The following is an 18,250-nucleotide window of genomic DNA, read 5'->3' on the forward strand; positions in this document are numbered from 1 at the left end:
ATCTTTGCCCAAGATTTAAAAATCATTGGCTTTGTTGCCACAAACCGCGTGAACAGTCTGTGGACTTTTGTAAAGTATCTATTGCTATAAATACCTTTTGGGTATAAATAGAATAGACGGTTATGTTGTTTAGTTATTTCTAAGTAAACTTATTAACGACTATCTAACTATTTCTAGTTATTAAAGTCTATTTACTTGCTTAGTTTTCAATGATCTCAAACTTAGATTGTTTGTCCTAAACTTTAGGTCTCTTTGTTTGTGGAGGGGAATTATAGACAAATCAATCTTAGAAGTCAATACTTTTGCTTGAGAATTTTAAAACTTTTTTCTATCTGTTAAGTTTTCTATCTGTTTTAATAATTTTTACTAATATATAGTTTCATTATGAAATAGCAGGATGTTGCTATTTATTAACTCTTTATCTATAAAATTCCTAAACATACAAATATGTAAATCATTTTGTATTACATATATAAAGGAATAATATGGGACTTTACAATCGTGATTATGCGAGAGGAAATGCATCTGCATACAGCACTCAATCTAGAAGCGATACACAAATTGTATCTTTTGTAAAAGAGACTTACAAGCTTTTTGCAGCTTCAATGATGGCAGGTGCAGCTGGTGCTTACGTTGGTGTACCTATGGCTGGGACTATCGCAGCTAACTTTTTCCCTCTACTAATTTTGGAGATTGGGCTTTTAATAGGGTTGCACTTTGTAAAACATAAGCCGGGAATTAACTTGGCTGTAATGTTTGGCTTTGTATTTATGACGGGTTTAATGTTATCACCTCTGCTCTCACACACACTTGGAATGAATGGTGGTGGAGCTATTGTCGGAAATGCTTTTGCAATGACGGCACTTGTTTTTGGGGCTATGAGTTTTTATGCCATTAAAACAACTAAGGATTTTTCTGGTTATGGAAAACCGCTAATGATAGCTCTTGTGGTTATTATTGCATTTTCTATTATTAACATATTTTTGGGAAATCCACTGATGGCTATAGCTATCTCAGGAGCTGTTGTTTTACTATTTAGTATATTAGTAGTTTACGACACTCAAAACATCATCAAAGGTGCATATGAAACACCAATTGATGGTGCTATTGCGCTCTACTTAGACTTTCTAAACATATTCACTTCTCTTCTACACCTCTTTGGTATATTTGGAAGTGATGAATAACCAACTCTCACCCGATCTTTATCGGGTGATTGATGCTAACTTAAACCGCCTCAAAGAAGGTATTAGAGTTGTTGAAGACATAGTAAGATACAGAGACAACAACAAAGACCTCTCCTCCAAATTAAAACAGCTAAGACACAAAGCAAAAATCAAAGAGACACTAGAACTGCTTAAAGAGCGCGATAGCGTAAATGATGTACTTCGCACTACAATAAAAAGCGAACTTAACCGCACAGATATATCAGCGATCATCCTTGCTAACTTTAAAAGAGCACAAGAGTCCGCAAGAGTACTAGAGGAGCTTTATAAACTTCACAACGCAGAATATAGCGAGAACTTTAAACAGATCAGATATGAGCTTTATACTTTAGAGAAAACTATATTGGTCGGTAATAAATAAAAATATTTTGTTGAAGCTTGTTTTTTAAGAAGTTAAAATTAGAGAGAAGAAGATCTGGCATAAAGCCAAATCTTTATTTTAGTAGTAGTATCTTAGTCGAGGCCCATATCAAATTCTAGATATGCTCTAGTAACGTTGCTTGCATGAAGTAGATCATAAAGAGCTTTGTCTTTAAACTCTTCTAGAGGAACTGCCTCAACGATTCCAGTGCTATCTACACCATCATCCATTGCGGTTTCAACTCTCTCTTGTAAAAGAGTAAAATATTGTACATACTCATCAGTAGCAGTTTTATCTATAGTAAAACCGTGACCAGGTATAAGAGTTGTCCACTCTTTAGAGTTGATTGCTTCTAAAGCAGCTAAAGAGCCTACAACAGAACCATCTCTATTTGATGTAACTCTTCCGTTCATAACCAAGTCGCCAGCCAAAATAACTTTATTATCCGGCATATATAAGAAATAATCTTCAACCGAGTGTCCCATTCCAACAGGAACATACTCAAGATTTACGCCTGCAACCTTAAACTTTATAGTCTCTTTGTACCATTTGTCAACATGAATGATTTTCGTGCCTCTAATAGCATTTTTTGAGAGAGTTAAAAACATTCTAGAATCTTCATGACCGATAGGGTAGTTCTTGTTAATAGATTCAGGCCCTATAATCTCTGCTCCGTGAACATCTTTATAGTAGTTGTTACCTAACCAGTGATCGTCATGCTCATGGCTTAAGATAACATGTTTTACAGGAAGTTTTCCAGCTATTTTGCTTACCGCTTCATAAGCTTGCTTTGCGTATATATAAGATGGTCCGGTGTCCCATAGAACATAACTGTTGTCACCTTTAATATAACATGTATTTACCATGTTTCCGCCATTCTCTTTTGTAGGAATCTCAAGTGCTCCAAAAAAACACCAGACATTTTCACTTACCTGTTTTGGCTTTAGATTATACTGAAAATCTGCCTCAGCATCATGACCGTCTGCAAAAGAAGCTGTTGCAAGCGGTAACATTGCTACTGCAGTTACAAGCAATGGCTTAATCATCTTGTTTAACATATCTGTTTACCTTTTTGTTTAATTTACTCTTTGTAGTAAGAATATAGTTGAAGTGTTGCTTAACAACACATCAAATTTACTCTTTTATGAATGATAGGGACTTCCCTCAAAAAGAGAGAAGTGCGAAAAATTACTTTACTTTATCTTTATCGCTGTCAGTGTTGCCTTTGTTATCGATAGTTTCGATAACAAGCTCATCACCTTTTTTACCCTGCACGTTAAACATGAAGTAAGGGTTTTTAGATAGGAATGGCCCTGTTGACGCTTCCCATACAACTTTACCGTTTATTTTAGCAGTAACATGAGTAAGAAAATCAACCTCTGCTTTTCTTGTCTCAGCTTCTTCTTTACCGATCATCGGGCTGTCAAGTAAGATCTTAACTTCAACTAAACCTTTTTTTTCTTTTGCTTTTATTTTCATAATTTAATCCTTTTTTTTATTTTTGTTTATATCTGCAATCTGTTTGGGTTTAAATCAACCTCCACAACCACCGATTGAAACTTCTACTTTTTGTACAGCTGAGTACAGTTTACCGTCTCTGCCCTTTGCAACTACTGTTACGTTAGCAGTTTTTCTCATTTTGATCTTAGTCATAAGATCAGCAACGCTACCTTCAGGAAGCTCCATAACTACAACAGCACTTCTTGGGTTTGCATCTTGGAATAGTGCAACTACAGCTAAATCTAACTTAGACTTGATACCGATTGGCACTGCGCCACCATTTTCAGCTAATTTTGGAGCTTTGATCTCAATTTGTCCGTCTATCATCTCTGATGAACCGAATAGTGCCTCAATAGCCTCTTTAGAACTAGGAGCATCCCAAGCTTTTGGAGCAGTTGCTCTAAAATCAGTAGCACTTAAACTTACTGGTAATACTGATGCTGCAGCTACCGCTGTCGCACCTAAACTTAAAAATTTTCTTCTTTGCATTTTCTTTCCTTTATATAGTGTTAGTAGATCTAATAAGTCTTACTTACTAGATTCTACCATAAATTTAACAATGTCTTTAATCTGATCGTCACTAAGGTCCATAGCACCGCCCTTTGGAGGCATGCCACCAATACCGTTTATAGAGTTATGGTTAACTCTATCTATGCCTTGCTCCATTACTGTAGCCCAAGCATTTTTGTCTCCCACTGCAGGTGCACCCATTGCATCAGTTTTATGACAAACTGCACAAGATTTCTCATACAATTTCTCAGCCTCTGATACCGGTCCAGCATCTTCACTTACAGGAGGAAGATCTCTTTCTGTAGAGTACGGAGGAACTACAGCGGTAATCTCATTTGCAATTCTTGCTACAGACTCTTTACCACAGTTAGTCATACAGCGAGTTCCAACTGCACCGAAGTTTTTAGGCTCAGCAAAAAACGCTCTAACATTTTCAACACCCTCTGGTCCGTCAATATTCGGATAGAAGCCGTCACGGTTTGGCATTACGATCTTTTTGAAGTTATCTTGATTTAACTCTTCAATATCTTCACCATCAATTTGTACACCATTCTCATAAAGAAGGTAAGCCGTCATAGCATACATCTCATCAGGTGTATAGCTTTTTGGGTTTGCGTATGGCATAGCATCACGGATATACCAGATAAGTGTACTAGCTTGCGGCCAGTAAGAACCGATAGTTCTGTTTGGAGCATCTTTGCCTGGACAAGTTCTCTGATTTGCTAGTGAGTCCATTGAACCACCCGTAAGTGTTGGGTACCCTTTTCCGCCTGCACCAAACTCACCGTGACATACTGCACAGTCTCTATCATAAAGAACTTCACCCTCTTCAACAGTACCGCTACCTTCCGGTAAACCTGTACCGTCCGGCATAATATCCGCATCCCAAGCCTTTAGCTCATTTGGAGTCGGAGCTCTACCGAAGTTAACGCCTGTTGTCGGCTGCTCATTAACGGCATATGCAGTATACATGCCATTTTCTCTCTTATATGTAACACCGCCGTCCAAAGCATCTTTAGTCGGGTTGTACATACCGTTTGCAGCAGACTCTACTTTTGCAGATGATGCACCAGCAGAGCTGCTTGAAGCGAAACAGCCTGTGAAGAACAGCGCACTACTAGCAACTACGGAAACACCAAGAATAATTAGTTTACTATTTAATTTTATCATTTTCTTCATCTCCCTAACTTGGACAGTTGTCTGTTCTAACTTGAACATTATGAACTGAACCATCTTGTCTTACTTCCCAAGTACAAATTGAGTTTCTATGATAAACACCCTCTACACCAATGATCTCTTTCTCTTGAGTAACAGACGGCTGAACGAATCCTGCATCATCTATAGCACGAGATTGAATCAGTAGAGGTTTACCCTCATATCTGTACATATATGAGAATCTTGTCCATGACTTAGGAAGAACGAGTCCTTTAAGACTTGCTTCAACATAGTTGTCTCCGCCATCAAATGATATATCTACAGCCGTAATAGTTCCGTGACCACTCCACGCAATACCTTCAACCTCTACCAAGTCGCCTTTTTTAAGGTCAGACCATGGTTTTTCAGGACAAGGGTTTGTGATAATTGAGTTAACTTCTAACGGGTAGAAGTGTTGGATAGCTTTACCGCTAGCAGTAAGAACCGTATATTTAGAAGTCTCTTCTTTACAGTACCATGGCTCTGCACCGAACTCTAAACGCTTAAGCCACTTAACACATAGGTTTGCTTCCCAGCCCGGTAACATCAAACGAACGGGATACCCTTGCTCAGGTCTGATTGCCTCACCATTTTGAGCCCAAACAATCATTGCATCATCTAAAACTTTTTCAACAGGAACCGTTCTGCTCATCTCTGAACCGTCAGACCCTTCAGCCAACATCCATTTTGCAGTCGGTTTTAGACCGATTTCATCAAGGATAGTTTTTAGACGAACACCTGTCCACTCTGCATTACTCATCATACCTTTTACGAATTGTAAAGAGTTGAATTGAGGACCTTTCCACTCAGCAGCACCATTTGCAGGACACTCCATGAAAAGAATTCTGCTCTCAGACGGATATTTTTTTAACTCATCTAAAGTCAAAACAATCGGTCTCTCAACAAGACCGTGAATCATCAGTCTGAACTTATTTGGATCAACATGTGCAACACCGTTGTGCGTTCTAGTGAAGTGCAATCCGTTTGGCGTAATAATACCTTCTAGCTCATGTAGCGGCGTCATTGAAACAGCAGCATGCATGTCTCCAGCAGATGAAAGAAGACTTGATGTTCTTCTTACAACATTGTGCTCATACTTTGACGGTATACCATATGGATACTTATTAAGCTCATCACCTAAACTTGTTCCCCACTCCACATGGTGAATAATATTTTCATCGTCAGCTGACAGCTTAGCAGGTGCTAAGATACTTGTAGCAGCGATAGCACTTACAGAATAAGCAGCAGTTCTTTTGAAGAAATCTCTTCTACTCGATTGCTCTACATTTGTAGTAGTTTCTAAGTTATTTTCAGAAATTTTACTCATTTATCATCTACCTCCTTCTCTTTATCTTGTAGATTTTATAGTATGCACAGTACAAACTTCTTTATGCATAGTACAAAATGCAAGACGGAGATTATATATGAAATTAAATTAAATTGTCAAGCAATATTATCAATAATGTAATAATTTTCTCACATTTTTATATTTCTTCACACTTTATGAAAAAATCAACCTGACTTATAGTTTTTATAATTGATACTAAAAATATGTTAAAATTACGAAATTATAAAGTTGCTTAAAACGGTGAAAAAAATGTCAAAAAAATGCGTCGGAAAAATTATAGAACTTTTTATCTCTATAAAAGAGAGTTCCACAAGAATCAATAAGCCTACTATAGAACTGGATCTGGCTGGAGTTGTAGGAGACAAGTTTTACGACAAAGACAACATCCGCTCAATCTTAATCACATCTACGGATAGTTACAATTTAATCAAAGAGTATGAGATAGAGATGCCATACGGATATTTGGGTGAAAATATTCTAATGGACTATAATCCCTACGCATTAAGTATGGGAAGCAGATTCCAAATCGGCACTGTCGTGCTTGAGATAAGTCAAAATTGTACTATATGCAATCACCTCTCAGTGCTTGACAAGCGCATACCGAAACTTTTAAAAAATGACAGAGGTATCTTCGCAAAGGTTATTAAACCGGGTAGAATATCAAAAAATGATGATCTCTATATGTTAGAAGAGTAGATAAAAGTTACCTCGAACTCCAGATAGCTCAAAGGGTACTCACGCAGAAGCTTTTTACTCTCTTTATAATTTAATATTTTTCTCGATCCGCTGACACCGCTTTTTTTTATATACTTAAACATATCTCTTGTCGATTCAAACTCAAGTCTGTAGTTTACGACCTCAGTTTTTGCATCAAAATATTTTTCTCCAAGCTCACGCACCTCATCAGAGCTTCTAAGTATAGAGCTGATGGATGCCGTTTTGTTTATGGTCTTAAATGTATTTGAGGTAAATATTGCCAGAGCGACAGGAGCGTTTAGTTTCTTGATATTGCTAAATATTCTCTGTAGATCATCTGCCCACTGAAGAGCAGAAGCTGAAAAGATGAAATCATATATATATGTAAGCATATTTTCAAAAAGAGCATCATCATTGAAGTCTGCATAGATAAGCTCTATATTTGGTGATCTTGGATGCAACTTTAACATACCATCTGCAAAATCTACTCCGGTAAAGTGTTCATACTCCCAATCTATTGCACTGCAAAGATTTCCGCTACCGCACCCTAGATCCAAAATATTTTTCGGTTTTTGCTTTACATGAGATAGCAGCTTCTCTATCACTTTTTTTTGTATAACATTGTAACTGTTATAATCAAGCGCATACTTTGAAAATTCTGAGCTTATCTTCATCTTCTGTTAGCGACCAAAGAGAGAATAAAAACCCCGATTATACATAGCACTATAGTCGCTCCTGAAGGGAGTGAAAAATGAAATGATAGGAACATTCCCAGCAGTACGCTAAATAGCGAGAACGCAAGAGAGATGAGTACCGTTTTTAAAAAACCGACTCTAAACTGCAGTGCGGCAATAGTTGGAATGATCATAAGAGCGCCGATTAGAAGACTTCCGACCACTCTGATGGAGAGAGCAATAATGATCGCAACAACGCTTACAAGCACAAAATTTAAAACATTTACCCTTATACCGCTTGTCTTTGCCACCTCTTCATCATAGGCGATAAAATAGAACTCTTTTGAAAAGAGCAGCAGCACCGATAAAGAGATGACCCCAAAGATCGCGATTACAACAATATCCTCACTGCTCACAGAGAGAATTGAGCCAAATAGGTATGAAAAAAGTGAGTTGTTAAATGCTCCCCCAAGAGATACGATTATAATCGCTACTGCCAAAGAGCCTGAGAGCAAAATAGCAAGAACCGCATCACTATATAGTGCGAAGGCGCTTCTTAGATACTCGATCAGCCAAGCCGACAAAACAGCAAAAAGCACCGCCGACCAGAGAGGATTGTACTCTGCAACAAGACCGACAGCTACACCTAAAAGAGCCGAGTGTGCAAGGGTCTCCCCGATCAAAGAGTATCTTCTTAGAACAACAAATGTACCGCTGATGGAAGCCAGGACGGCAATTATAACTCCCGCTAAAAGCGCTCTTTGCATAAAATCATATTCAAACATCTCTAACACATCAATGCTCGTGCTTATGTACATGAAGAAGATGCGCGTCGATTCCGTATAGTTCGCTCATCTCTTCACAGCTTAATGCTTGTTTTGGGTTGTTGCAGATGATGGCTTTTTGGTTTATTGTAAAGAGTCTTGCTATATCATCCGCGATCACCCCTATGTCATGTGTTATAAAAACAATAGTGATACCCTCTTTTTGATTTAACTCTCTAAGCAGTGCATAAAACCTTTTTTGAGAGGCGACATCTACGCCCGTATTTGGCTCATCCAGTATCAAGATCTCAGGCTTTGAAGCAAGTGCACGGGCTATCATAACACGCTGTCTCTGCCCGCCAGAGAGCGTTCCTACCATCTTATCTTTTAGATCACTTATATCCATCTTTGCCATTGCATCATCTACAAGCTGTTTATCTACTTTGCTAAAAGCTCCAAACAGACTTCTTTGTGATGTTCTTCCCATCTTTACAATATCTGAAACAGTCGCGGGAAAAGAGCTGTCTATTTGTGCGGCACGCTGTGGAACATAACCGATCTTGTGCCACTCTTTAAAGTGTGAGAGTTTTTTGCCATATATTCTAACCTCTCCGCTTGTCGGTTTTTCAAGCCCCAAAAGCATTCTGATCAGCGTCGTCTTGCCCCCGCCGTTTGGTCCTATAATAGCGATATATTCAGAGGAGAATATCTCCAAAGAGATGTTTGATAAAATGGTCTGCTCTTTTAGAATGAAACTCAAATTTTTGACATCAAATATCGGAACTGTGAATTTCATCGGCACTTCATGGCTTTTGATATTTTTTGCAGATTTCTTCTCATAATATCCTCATAGCCGAGCTTCTCTTTTGCCTCATCTGCAGTGATATTGCCAAGCGGCTGAAGAACATCGTAAGACACTCCCGCCTCTTCTGCTATGCTTTTTATAGTTTTTTCATTTGCGAATTTCTCAAAAAAGATAGTCTCCACTCTGTGCTCTTTTATAAACTTGATGAGCTTTATCATAGTTTTTGCGCTCGGCTCGGCTTCCGGAGAGAGCCCGCTTAGAGCCTCAGTATGAAAGCCGTATCTATTTGCAAGATATGAAAATGCGTTGTGATTTACGATGATAGTATCGAGCTGGCATTGCGATAGTTTCTCTTTATAATCTTCATCAAGATTTTTCAGCATTGCTACGTAGCTCTCTCTGTTTTTCAAATATAATTCTCTGTTTTTTGGAAAGAGCGCAATAAGCTCCTCTGTTATGCGCTCTGCTGCGAGCATCATATTGTGTGGATCTTGCCAGTAGTGAGGATCCACCCTGTCATGGTGGTGGTCATCATGATGCTCATGTTTATCCTTGCCAAGCTCCATCAGTTTTACATGCTGACTTACATCTACTGCTCTGTTTTTAAACTCAAAACCCTCTATCCAAGGCTCAAGACCTGCACCGCTGTAGAGAACGAGATCGCTTCTTGATATTTTTATCATATCTTTTGGAGTTGGCTCGTAACTGTGCGCATCCACTCCAAATGGAAGGATCATAAAAGTCTCTGCCGTATCGGAAGCTATATTTTTTGCTATATCATAGAGAGAGAAGGTACTCGCCGCAACCGTCGCTTTTTCACTACTCTTTTGCTCAGCTGCTAGAGATATTGACGTAACTAGCAGGATTACTGCTAAAAAAAATCTGTTTTTTAAATTCATTAATGTTTCCAATATTTTTTTTGAAATTATATCTTATTTTGCAACAATTGGTTTTTTTGGGTATAATTCGCAACTTTTAAAACTCAGGATATATATAATGACAGCTAGTTTTCTACTTATTGTTCAAATAATTTTAGTCGTAATGATTATCATAGCAGTGCTTCTGCAAAAAAGCTCAAGTATCGGTCTAGGAGCATACAGCGGCTCAAACGACTCTGTTTTTGGAGCAAAAGGTCCTAGTAGTTTCTTGGCAAAAACAACTTTTACCATAGGCTTTTTATTTGTTGTAAACACAATTGCTCTGGGCTATATGTACGCATCAGCTGCAACTGAATCTGTCGTTGACAATATGATCGAATCAACAGACGTTCAAGCTCCATCTGCTATAACTCCTGCACCGCAGCAGAGCGAAACTACACCTCCAAAATAGTTGCATTTTTTTGCAACTACACACCTCGTAAAATCTTATTTTTAGAGATTTCTCGCTACAATAACGCCACTATTTTTGATATATAAGGAAACTAAATGTTAGATGAAATATTCGACAAATGCGAATCAGAGATGAGATCGAGCGTAAATCATATGCTAAAAGATTTTAAAACCCTAAGAACAGGTAAAGTAACCACATCTGTTTTGGACAATGTTAAAATCGACTACTACGGTACTATGACTTCACTAGATCAAGTAGGCTCTATTTTAGTAGCAGATGCGACGACTATTGTTGTTAATCCTTGGGAGAAAAATCTTCTCTCAGCTATTGAGGGCGCTATATCAAAAGCAAACGTAGGTGCAAACCCGAATAACGACGGCGATCAGATCAAGCTATTTTTTCCGGCAATGACGGTTGAGCAGAGACAAGAGTCTGTAAAGCAGATGAAGGGGATGGGCGAGACTGCAAAAATTGCCATCAGAAACGACAGAAAACATGCAAACGACAAGATCAAAAAGCTTGAAAAAGATAAAGAGATAACGGTAGATGAGTCCAAATCTGCTCAAGACAATATACAAAAACTTACAGATAAATTTATTGCAGAAGTCGATGGCATACTTAAGACAAAAGAAGCAGAGATACTAAAGGTATAACTTACTATGGATATTAAAAAAAAATATATGGATTCAGATGCTCTTTTAGAGGGACATTTTAAACTAAGCAGCGGCAACCACTCACAATTTTACCTCCAGTCCGCAAAGGTCTTAGAGAATCCAAAAACGGCAAAACTTCTCGCAGATGCACTCGCACTTGAGATCAAAAAAAGCGGCTTGCAAGTAGATACCGTCTGTGCTCCGGCTCTTGGCGGTCTTATTGCAGGTTTTGCTCTAGCTACTGCACTTAATGTACGCTCTATCTTTGCGGAGAGAGTAGATGGCAAGATGGCTATTCGCCGCGGCTTTGAGATAAAAAAGGGCGAGAGAGTCTTGATGTGTGAAGATATCATTACAACAGGTGGATCTGCCATGGAAGCCGCAGAGGTCGTAAAGAGCCTTGGCGGAGAGATTGTAGGCGTTGCCGCACTTGCCAACCGCGGCTTTTGTAAGCGCCAAAACAGCGATATAACAACAAAGCCAAACTGCAAACTTCCGCAGGATATCCCGTTTTTTGCGCTGGAGGATTTTACTTTTGAGATGTACTCGCCCGATGAGTGCCCTATGTGCAAAGCAGGAAGCGAAGCTATAAAACCCGGCTCAAGAGGAAATTAAAATCCAAAAAGAGCTTACTTAAAAGGTGTTGTTTTTGAAACTAGCCACTCTTTTTTTTACATTGACGCTCTTTTTTCAAAATGCATATGCTTCTGAGATGCCTCAAGATGAGCTGCTTAAAAAGATGATAGGCAGAATGCTTATCGTCGGTTTTGAGAGCCAGAGCATTACTAAAGACTCCAAAATTGTAAAAGATATGCAAAAATATCACCTCGGCGGTGTCATTCTATTTGACCGCCACTTCAACGACAGAACAAAAACAAAAAACATCAGCTCGCCTAAACAGCTAAAAACTCTTACCTCATCACTCAACTCATTTGCCAAAAAACCGCTTCTTATCTCGGTAGATCAAGAGGGAGGAAAGGTCGCAAGACTAAAGCCTGCTTATGGTTTTGAAGCCACACCCTCGGCTAAAGTAGTCTCGGAGATGGATGCCTACATGACAAAACGTGTCTATGACAATCTTGCAAAAACACTCCAAAACGCAGGCATAAACTGTAACTTTGCACCCGTTGTCGATCTGGCCGTAAATCCTCAAAACAGAGTTATATCAGGGCTTAAGCGCTCCTACTCAAGCGAGCCAAAAGAGGTCGCAAAGTACGCAAAGATATTTATGGATTCACTTCAAGAGAGAAATATTATCTCTGTTTTAAAACATTTTCCGGGTCACGGTTCCTCACTTGAAGATTCCCACAACGGATTTGTAGATATAAGCGAAACATGGGGCGAGACCGAGCTGGAGCCATACATAGAGCTTATCCACTCAGGCGGCGTCTCTATGATAATGACGGCTCACGTCTTTAACAGATATCTTGATGAGCTCTATCCAGCAACTCTATCATACAGAGTAAACACGGAGCTGCTTAGAGAGAAACTGGGCTATGATGGAGTGATTGTGAGTGATGATTTACAGATGGGAGCTATCGCTAAACACTACACTCTTGAAGAAATAGTGACACTCTCTATAAACTCTGGAGTGGATATGCTGCTCTTTGGCAATCAGCTCGCCAAGCAGGATACCCGTGAACTTGTAGAGACGATTATGGCACAAGTAAAAAACGGTTCTATATCTATGGATAGAATTGTAGAATCAAACTCAAGAGTAGAACAGTTGTTCACCAAGATACAAATAAAATAATGCAAGGTGCTTTTTCAACTCTAGACTGGATCGTATTTGCCTCCTACTTTATACTGCTTGCTATTACCTCTATTGTTTTAAGCCGCACCAAGATAAACTCTTCACGAGACTATTTTTTATCTCCGCATGCGATGCCTATGTTTGCCGTTGCTATATCTGTTTTGGCAACATCACAATCAGCCGCTACTTTTTTGGGTGCTCCAGAATACTCTTATACAAAGGACTTTACCTTTATAGGGTTCTACTTCTCCGCACTTTTAGCCGTTATCTTCGTAGCGTATGTTCTCATTCCAAAATATTACGAGATGAAGGCAGTTACCGTTTATGAGCTCCTGGAGTCCAGATACGGAGAGAGCGCAAAAAAGCAGGCGGGGGTTATGTTTCTTATAGGAAGAGTCCTTGCCAGCGGAGCAAGACTCTACATTGGAGCACTGGCAATATCGATGATAATATTTAGCGATATTATCTTCTTGCATGTTGCGCTCTCTATATTGATCCTAATGCTTGGAGCCCTTGCATACACTTATTTCGGCGGTGTGCGCTCCGTCATACTGAGCGATGTTATTCAGGCGGTTACATACATAGGAGCGGGGGTCGCTGTTCTTATATATCTCTACTACTCGCTTGAGCATATCGAGATCATAAAAACTCTTAGCGAAAATAACAAACTAAACTTCATCGACAGTTCATTTGATGGCAACTTTAGCATTATAGGGCTTCTTAGCGGCTGGCTTCTGTTAAACATTGCGGCATTCGGGCTTGATCAGGATATGACTCAAAGGGTACTTGCCTGCAAAGATAAAAATGAGGCTGCAAAATCGCTTATTATCTCCATTTTACTGACCATTCCCGTTGTACTCCTCTTTTTGGCAATAGGAGCGCTTCTGTACCTTTTTTATATGCAAGGCGGCGTAGATCAGAGTTTTGAGGGTGAGAAGATCACTATTTTTATGTACTACATACTAAATGAGATGCCTGATGGACTTAGAGGCTTGGTCACGGTGGGAGCTATTGCGGCGGCACTCTCAAGTACCAACTCCGTTCTTGGCGCTATGGCTTCTATTGCGGTTGAGGACATCTACAAGCCTTGGAGATTAAAACAGAGCCAAATAGAGGAGCAGCACTTTGTAAAAGCCTCACGATTTGCGGTGCTCATCTTCGCAGTAGTTCTCTCCCTTATGGCAATGGTAAGCTACTTCTGGCAGCGCTACAGCGACCTATCGCTTATCAGTTTTGCGCTTGGTGTTATGGCATTTGCATATACGGGGCTTTTGGGTGTATACTTCTCGGCAATATTTACGTCGCGCGGAAACAAGAGTAGTGTTTTATGGGGGCTTATTGGCGGATTTGCAACCGTTTTAGCACTTCAGCCATATAGCTTTGGCATAGAGCTTGCCTTCTCGTGGCAGATAGTAATCGGTACCGCTGTAGCATTTTTTATTGTTCAGCTAGGAGGAGCAAAAAATGAGTGAGTATTATATAGGCGTAATGTCGGGAACCAGCCTTGACGGGATCGATATAGCATACTGCCAGATCAAAGAGCACAGCTTTGAGCTGCTGCACTCAGATGCCTACCCCTTTGACAAAGAGATAAAAGAGGAGATATTAAAAGCTATAAACACTCCAATGACACTAAAGAGGATTGGCGAGCTTGACACCCGCTTGGGGGAGATGTACGCAAATACGATAGAGCGTTTTATATCTCAAAAGAGGATAGATAAAAAGCAGATAACCGCTATAGGTCTTCACGGTCAGACGTTGTGGCATGAGCCGAACAGCGCAAACCCTTTCTCCATGCAGCTTGGCAATCCAAATGTTATAACGGCACTAACAGGCGTTAGCGTTGTTAGCGATTTCAGAAGAAAAGATATTGCTCTTGGCGGTCAGGGCGCTCCCTTTGCTCCAGCTTTTCACCAATACCTCTTCTCAAGGCTAAAAGCCAAGATAGCCGTTGTAAACATAGGCGGAATGGCGAATCTATCTATCTTGGGAGAGAGGCTTAGAGGGTATGATACTGGGTGCGGAAATGTTCTCATGGACTACTGGATCTCACTCAACAGGGGAGAGACCTACGATAAAGACGGAGAGTGGGCAAGATCTGGAACTTTTGACAGAGACCTCTTGGAGCAGATGCTAAAAGAGCCATATTTTTCAAAAGCTATTCCAAAGAGTACCGGACGTGAACTCTTTAACGCAGATTGGCTTGAGAGAGAGCTGAGAAAATTCTCCCCAAAAAAGAGCGGTGCACTGAGCATAAAAAAAGAGGATGTGCAGGCAACGCTTTTAGAGCTCAGCGTTGTAACCATTGCAAATGAGGTCAAAAAGAGCGGTGCAGATATGCTGATAGTTTGCGGTGGCGGCGTTAAGAACAGCTACCTTATGCAGAGATTAGGAGATAAGCTAAAAGGGACTGAGGTAGTTCCAAGCGATGAATGCGGCGTAAGCAGTGAGTTCATGGAATCTATGGCGTTTGCGTGGCTTGCCCATGAGAGAGTGCACAGAAAATGTGTCAAACTATCCTCCATAACAGGAGCGTCAAAAGATTCTATATTAGGTGCTATTTATGAGTAAAACCCAAACTTGGTTAAAAACAACCTCTTTTAAAAACTATATCATTGAGTCTGCTCTTGCAGATGCAAGTTTTAGAAAATATTACAGGCTGCGTGACGGCAGTAAAACAGCACTTTTAATGGACTCATCTCTTGAAAAAGCCTCACTAAATGCTTTTATGGATATAACATCAAGACTTCAAAGCGTGGATGTAGGTGTGCCTAAAATATTTGAACACAACCCAGATGAGGGCTTTTTGATACTAGAGGACTTCGGAACTTCTCACTATCTGGATATTTTAAATCAGAACAACTTTAAAGCATACTATACAAAGGCGATGAACACTATCTTAAAGATGCAAAAAGCCGATGCTGCAGGACTTCCGCTATACGACAAAGAGTTTTTGCATGCGGAGATGGATCTGATGCAGGAGTGGTACATAGAAAAACATCTTAATCTAAAGCCGAGCGATGCACAGGCAAAGCTTATAGCAGATACTCTTGAGGCGATCTCGTGCGTTGTCTTGGAACAGCCGCAAGATACATTTGTACATCGTGATTTTCACTCAAGAAACATAATGTTAAAAGAGAACAACAAACTCGGAATTATCGACTATCAGGATGCAATGTGCGGAGCTGTCACCTATGATCTGGTCTCACTGCTAAAAGATTGCTACGTCGCCTACGACAGAAGAAATATAAAAGAGCTGGCTCTTGAATTTCGCGACAAAAAGGGGCTCAAAGTAGACAATGAGACCTTTATAAAATGGTTTGACTTTATGGGACTTCAAAGACACATAAAAGTGCTTGGGATCTTCTCCCGACTTCATATCAGAGATAAAAAGAGTGGCTATCTAAAGGATATACCTCTGACTCTTAAGTATATTATAGATACGGCCGGCAGATACAACGAGACAAAAGAGTTCGCCGCTTTTTTAGGAAATATAAAATGAATGCAATGATCCTGGCTGCAGGCCGCGGAGAGAGGATGCGCCCGCTTAGCGACAAGACCCCAAAACCGCTCTTAAAAGTTCACGGTAAAAGCCTTATTGTCTGGCATATAGAGCGGCTTGCTTCACTAGGATTTAGCCAAATAGTCATAAATATAGATCACCTTGGAGATATGATAATAAAAAGCTTGGGGGATGGCTCAAAATGGGGAGTCAATCTGCTCTACTCGGACGAGAGACAAAGCGGAGCGTTAGAGAGCGGGGGCGGGATCATAAACGCGCTCCCTCTTTTGGATAGCGAGAAATTTTTGGTAGTAAACGGCGATATCTGGTGCGACTATGAGTTTGAAACCGGCTATGACTTAGGGGATGATCTGGCTCATCTTATCTTGGTTAAGAATCCAGGGCATAATCCGAGCGGAGACTTTGCTCTGCACAAGAACAGAGTCAGCAACGACACAAAAGGAAGATATACATTCTCAGGCATTGGATACTACTCTGCTAAACTTTTTGAGGGACTGGAGAACAAAAAAATGCCTCTTGCTCCAATTCTTAGAGAAACAGCAGAGAATGGCAGAGTAAGCGGCTCGCTCTACGACGGAAAATGGTACGATATAGGCACGCCTGAAAGATTAAAAGAGATAAACGCTGCTTCTTTATAGTTAGCCCTATTTGGTATAAGATGTTATACTTGGGGCAAAAATTATAGAAGAGTTAATTATGAAAAATCTACTGCTTGCCCTTTTACTGAGCGTGCCCCTTTTTGCAAAGTATGACAACTGCGAATTTAAAAACAAAGATTATATAGATATATGCAATAAAGTAGTAAAGAATGGCGTCTCACATGAATATGCAAACAAGTTTTTGCTCTCCTATTTTAAAACAAAAAAGTTTGATGAAGTCAGCTATAAATATCTGCAGCCCAAATATATTAAAACCCATAAAAAAAATGAGAAAAAAGCAAATAACGTACTTGTAAAATATGTACCGGACATGGTTGCACATCTTAAAAAGTATGCCGAAGTTTATGATTTTGCAGAGAAAAAATATGGCGTAAACCGTGAGATAATCGCCGCTATTTTGATAAAAGAGACAAAGCTCGGAAAGATAAAACCGACCCATGACGCATTTATAGTCTTTAACACTCTGGTGGTTAGAACAGAGCCAAACAGCCCCAGAGAAAAGTGGCTTTTAAATATGGGAAAAACAAATATGGCTTCTATAATCACCCACTGCTACAAAAAAGGGGTGACCCCCGAAGAGTGCAATCTACCAAGCTCCTACGCGGGGGCGGTCGGCATACCTCAATTTATGCCAAACAGTTTTGTCTATGCCGAGGGGTATAAAACAGAGATTGCAGATTTAACAAAAATGGAGGATGCTATTGTTTCTGCCAGCAAATTTTTACATAAAAAGGCTGATTTTTCTGAGCTTCTTGATTGGAGTAAAATACCCGATATCGTAAGCATTGAGTCCAAGTGGTACGACTATGAGTTTAAAAATGATAACGCTTCACTTGTCTATGAGAAAAACTCAAAATCTGACAAAACTTACGACTGTTTCGCATGTGACAAACAAGAGCTTCAATATCTAAGAGAGTATGCCAAAAAGATAATGCGCTACAACAACTCTTCAAATTACGCCATCGGCGTAATGCGTCTGGCGTATGATGCACACATAATGCTTGAGAAGTAAAGCTTAGCTACTTTTTTCTCGCGTCTTTAAAGTAGAGCACACACCAGCCATCTGGACTTATGGAACCCTCGACTATTTTACACTCGTTTGTTTCTGGCAAAAAATGGAGGCAGTCTATACATTTTTTTCCATCTTTTGGACTATCCTGATACATAGTCTTCTCTTTTGTACCTTTTGCCAAAAGCGGTGTAACACCCCATGTAGGTAGGAATTTATGAGAAATTACATTTAGTTCATAAATGTTAC

Annotated in this window: 22 protein-coding genes; 12 read left to right on the top strand and 10 right to left on the bottom strand. The window is 39.8% G+C overall.

Annotated features, from left to right (window positions below):
• Nucleotides 1-485: 485 nt before the first annotated feature.
• Both FCU45_RS00005 and FCU45_RS00010 read left to right on the top strand, forming a co-directional pair.
• Nucleotides 486-1,184 carry a Bax inhibitor-1/YccA family protein gene (locus tag FCU45_RS00005; RefSeq protein ID WP_137011032.1) on the top strand — a complete coding sequence of 233 codons (699 nt, stop codon included), beginning with the start codon at nucleotides 486-488 and terminating at the stop codon, nucleotides 1,182-1,184.
• Nucleotides 1,177-1,584: a thiamine-phosphate pyrophosphorylase gene (locus FCU45_RS00010; protein WP_170175801.1), complete on the top strand. Its 408-nt coding sequence runs from the start codon at nucleotides 1,177-1,179 to the stop codon at nucleotides 1,582-1,584. The genes FCU45_RS00005 and FCU45_RS00010 overlap by 8 nt, the downstream gene beginning before the upstream one ends.
• 92 nt (nucleotides 1,585-1,676) lie before the next feature.
• Here FCU45_RS00010 and FCU45_RS00015 read toward each other — a convergent pair whose 3' ends face one another.
• The 5 genes from FCU45_RS00015 to soxC all read right to left on the bottom strand — a co-directional run bounded on the left by FCU45_RS00015 (nucleotide 1,677) and on the right by soxC (nucleotide 6,115).
• Nucleotides 1,677-2,642, bottom strand: a complete 966-nt coding sequence (locus FCU45_RS00015; protein WP_137011033.1) for an MBL fold metallo-hydrolase — start codon at nucleotides 2,640-2,642, stop codon at nucleotides 1,677-1,679.
• A 130-nt stretch (nucleotides 2,643-2,772) separates the two neighbouring features.
• Nucleotides 2,773-3,063 carry a thiosulfate oxidation carrier complex protein SoxZ gene (soxZ, locus tag FCU45_RS00020; RefSeq protein WP_137011034.1) on the bottom strand — a complete coding sequence of 97 codons (291 nt, stop codon included), beginning with the start codon at nucleotides 3,061-3,063 and terminating at the stop codon, nucleotides 2,773-2,775.
• 54 nt (nucleotides 3,064-3,117) lie between these two features.
• The gene (gene soxY, locus FCU45_RS00025; protein ID WP_137011035.1) at nucleotides 3,118-3,573 is read right to left on the bottom strand and encodes a thiosulfate oxidation carrier protein SoxY; all 456 of its coding nucleotides are present in this window, start codon (nucleotides 3,571-3,573) and stop codon (nucleotides 3,118-3,120) included.
• 39 nt (nucleotides 3,574-3,612) lie between these two features.
• Entirely contained in the window at nucleotides 3,613-4,764 is a 1,152-nt protein-coding gene (locus FCU45_RS00030; RefSeq protein WP_137011036.1) for a c-type cytochrome, read from the bottom strand.
• 13 nt (nucleotides 4,765-4,777) lie between these two features.
• Nucleotides 4,778-6,115 carry a sulfite dehydrogenase gene (soxC, locus tag FCU45_RS00035; RefSeq protein WP_137011037.1) on the bottom strand — a complete coding sequence of 446 codons (1,338 nt, stop codon included), beginning with the start codon at nucleotides 6,113-6,115 and terminating at the stop codon, nucleotides 4,778-4,780.
• 270 nt (nucleotides 6,116-6,385) lie between these two features.
• On the opposite strand from soxC, the gene FCU45_RS00040 reads away from it, so the two are divergent.
• Complete coding sequence (locus FCU45_RS00040; protein WP_137011038.1) at nucleotides 6,386-6,832, top strand: MOSC domain-containing protein; 447 nt, start codon at nucleotides 6,386-6,388, stop codon at nucleotides 6,830-6,832.
• Here FCU45_RS00040 and FCU45_RS00045 read toward each other — a convergent pair.
• The 4 genes from FCU45_RS00045 to FCU45_RS00060 are packed head-to-tail and all read right to left on the bottom strand — an operon-like array spanning nucleotide 6,814 to nucleotide 9,974.
• A complete protein-coding gene (locus FCU45_RS00045) occupies nucleotides 6,814-7,506 on the bottom strand; it encodes a methyltransferase domain-containing protein (protein WP_137011040.1) in 693 nt (230 codons plus the stop codon). The two genes, FCU45_RS00040 and FCU45_RS00045, sit on opposite strands and share 19 nt — an antisense overlap.
• Nucleotides 7,503-8,324 carry a metal ABC transporter permease gene (locus FCU45_RS00050; protein ID WP_342776121.1) on the bottom strand — a complete coding sequence of 274 codons (822 nt, stop codon included), beginning with the start codon at nucleotides 8,322-8,324 and terminating at the stop codon, nucleotides 7,503-7,505. The genes FCU45_RS00045 and FCU45_RS00050 overlap by 4 nt, the downstream gene beginning before the upstream one ends.
• Nucleotides 8,302-9,066: a metal ABC transporter ATP-binding protein gene (locus FCU45_RS00055; protein ID WP_137011044.1), complete on the bottom strand. Its 765-nt coding sequence runs from the start codon at nucleotides 9,064-9,066 to the stop codon at nucleotides 8,302-8,304. Before FCU45_RS00055 ends, FCU45_RS00050 begins: the two co-directional genes overlap by 23 nt.
• Nucleotides 9,063-9,974, bottom strand: coding sequence for a metal ABC transporter substrate-binding protein (locus FCU45_RS00060; protein WP_137011046.1), 912 nt, complete (start codon nucleotides 9,972-9,974; stop codon nucleotides 9,063-9,065). Before FCU45_RS00060 ends, FCU45_RS00055 begins: the two co-directional genes overlap by 4 nt.
• A 97-nt stretch (nucleotides 9,975-10,071) precedes the next feature.
• On the opposite strand from FCU45_RS00060, the gene secG reads away from it, so the two are divergent.
• The 9 genes from secG to FCU45_RS00105 all read left to right on the top strand — a co-directional run bounded on the left by secG (nucleotide 10,072) and on the right by FCU45_RS00105 (nucleotide 18,004).
• On the top strand, nucleotides 10,072-10,404 hold the full coding sequence (gene secG / locus FCU45_RS00065) for a preprotein translocase subunit SecG (RefSeq protein ID WP_137011048.1): 333 nt from the start codon (nucleotides 10,072-10,074) through the stop codon (nucleotides 10,402-10,404).
• A 95-nt stretch (nucleotides 10,405-10,499) separates the two neighbouring features.
• Nucleotides 10,500-11,057 (top strand): ribosome recycling factor, encoded by a 558-nt coding sequence (frr, locus tag FCU45_RS00070; protein ID WP_137011050.1) that lies wholly within the window; start codon nucleotides 10,500-10,502, stop codon nucleotides 11,055-11,057.
• A 6-nt stretch (nucleotides 11,058-11,063) separates the two neighbouring features.
• Entirely contained in the window at nucleotides 11,064-11,672 is a 609-nt protein-coding gene (gene pyrE / locus FCU45_RS00075; protein WP_137011052.1) for an orotate phosphoribosyltransferase, read from the top strand.
• Nucleotides 11,673-11,697: 25 nt separating this feature from the next.
• Nucleotides 11,698-12,810 carry a glycoside hydrolase family 3 protein gene (locus tag FCU45_RS00080; protein ID WP_246032201.1) on the top strand — a complete coding sequence of 371 codons (1,113 nt, stop codon included), beginning with the start codon at nucleotides 11,698-11,700 and terminating at the stop codon, nucleotides 12,808-12,810.
• Nucleotides 12,810-14,282 carry a sodium:solute symporter gene (locus FCU45_RS00085; RefSeq protein WP_137011054.1) on the top strand — a complete coding sequence of 491 codons (1,473 nt, stop codon included), beginning with the start codon at nucleotides 12,810-12,812 and terminating at the stop codon, nucleotides 14,280-14,282. The genes FCU45_RS00080 and FCU45_RS00085 overlap by 1 nt, the downstream gene beginning before the upstream one ends.
• Nucleotides 14,275-15,381, top strand: a complete 1,107-nt coding sequence (locus tag FCU45_RS00090; protein WP_137011056.1) for an anhydro-N-acetylmuramic acid kinase — start codon at nucleotides 14,275-14,277, stop codon at nucleotides 15,379-15,381. Before FCU45_RS00085 ends, FCU45_RS00090 begins: the two co-directional genes overlap by 8 nt.
• Nucleotides 15,374-16,312, top strand: a complete 939-nt coding sequence (locus FCU45_RS00095) for an aminoglycoside phosphotransferase family protein (RefSeq protein WP_137011058.1) — start codon at nucleotides 15,374-15,376, stop codon at nucleotides 16,310-16,312. Before FCU45_RS00090 ends, FCU45_RS00095 begins: the two co-directional genes overlap by 8 nt.
• Nucleotides 16,309-16,971, top strand: a complete 663-nt coding sequence (gene murU / locus FCU45_RS00100; protein ID WP_137011060.1) for an N-acetylmuramate alpha-1-phosphate uridylyltransferase MurU — start codon at nucleotides 16,309-16,311, stop codon at nucleotides 16,969-16,971. The genes FCU45_RS00095 and murU overlap by 4 nt, the downstream gene beginning before the upstream one ends.
• Nucleotides 16,972-17,029: 58 nt before the next feature.
• On the top strand, nucleotides 17,030-18,004 hold the full coding sequence (locus tag FCU45_RS00105; RefSeq protein ID WP_137011062.1) for a lytic murein transglycosylase: 975 nt from the start codon (nucleotides 17,030-17,032) through the stop codon (nucleotides 18,002-18,004).
• Between the two features lie 7 nt (nucleotides 18,005-18,011).
• Here the strand turns inward: FCU45_RS00105 and FCU45_RS11525 are convergent, their stop codons facing one another.
• A complete protein-coding gene (locus FCU45_RS11525; protein WP_170175802.1) occupies nucleotides 18,012-18,185 on the bottom strand; it encodes a hypothetical protein in 174 nt (57 codons plus the stop codon).
• Between the last annotated feature and the right edge of the window lie 65 nt (nucleotides 18,186-18,250).

It is taken from the genome of Sulfurimonas crateris, assembly GCF_005217605.1.
GTDB lineage: Bacteria > Campylobacterota > Campylobacteria > Campylobacterales > Sulfurimonadaceae > Sulfurimonas > Sulfurimonas crateris.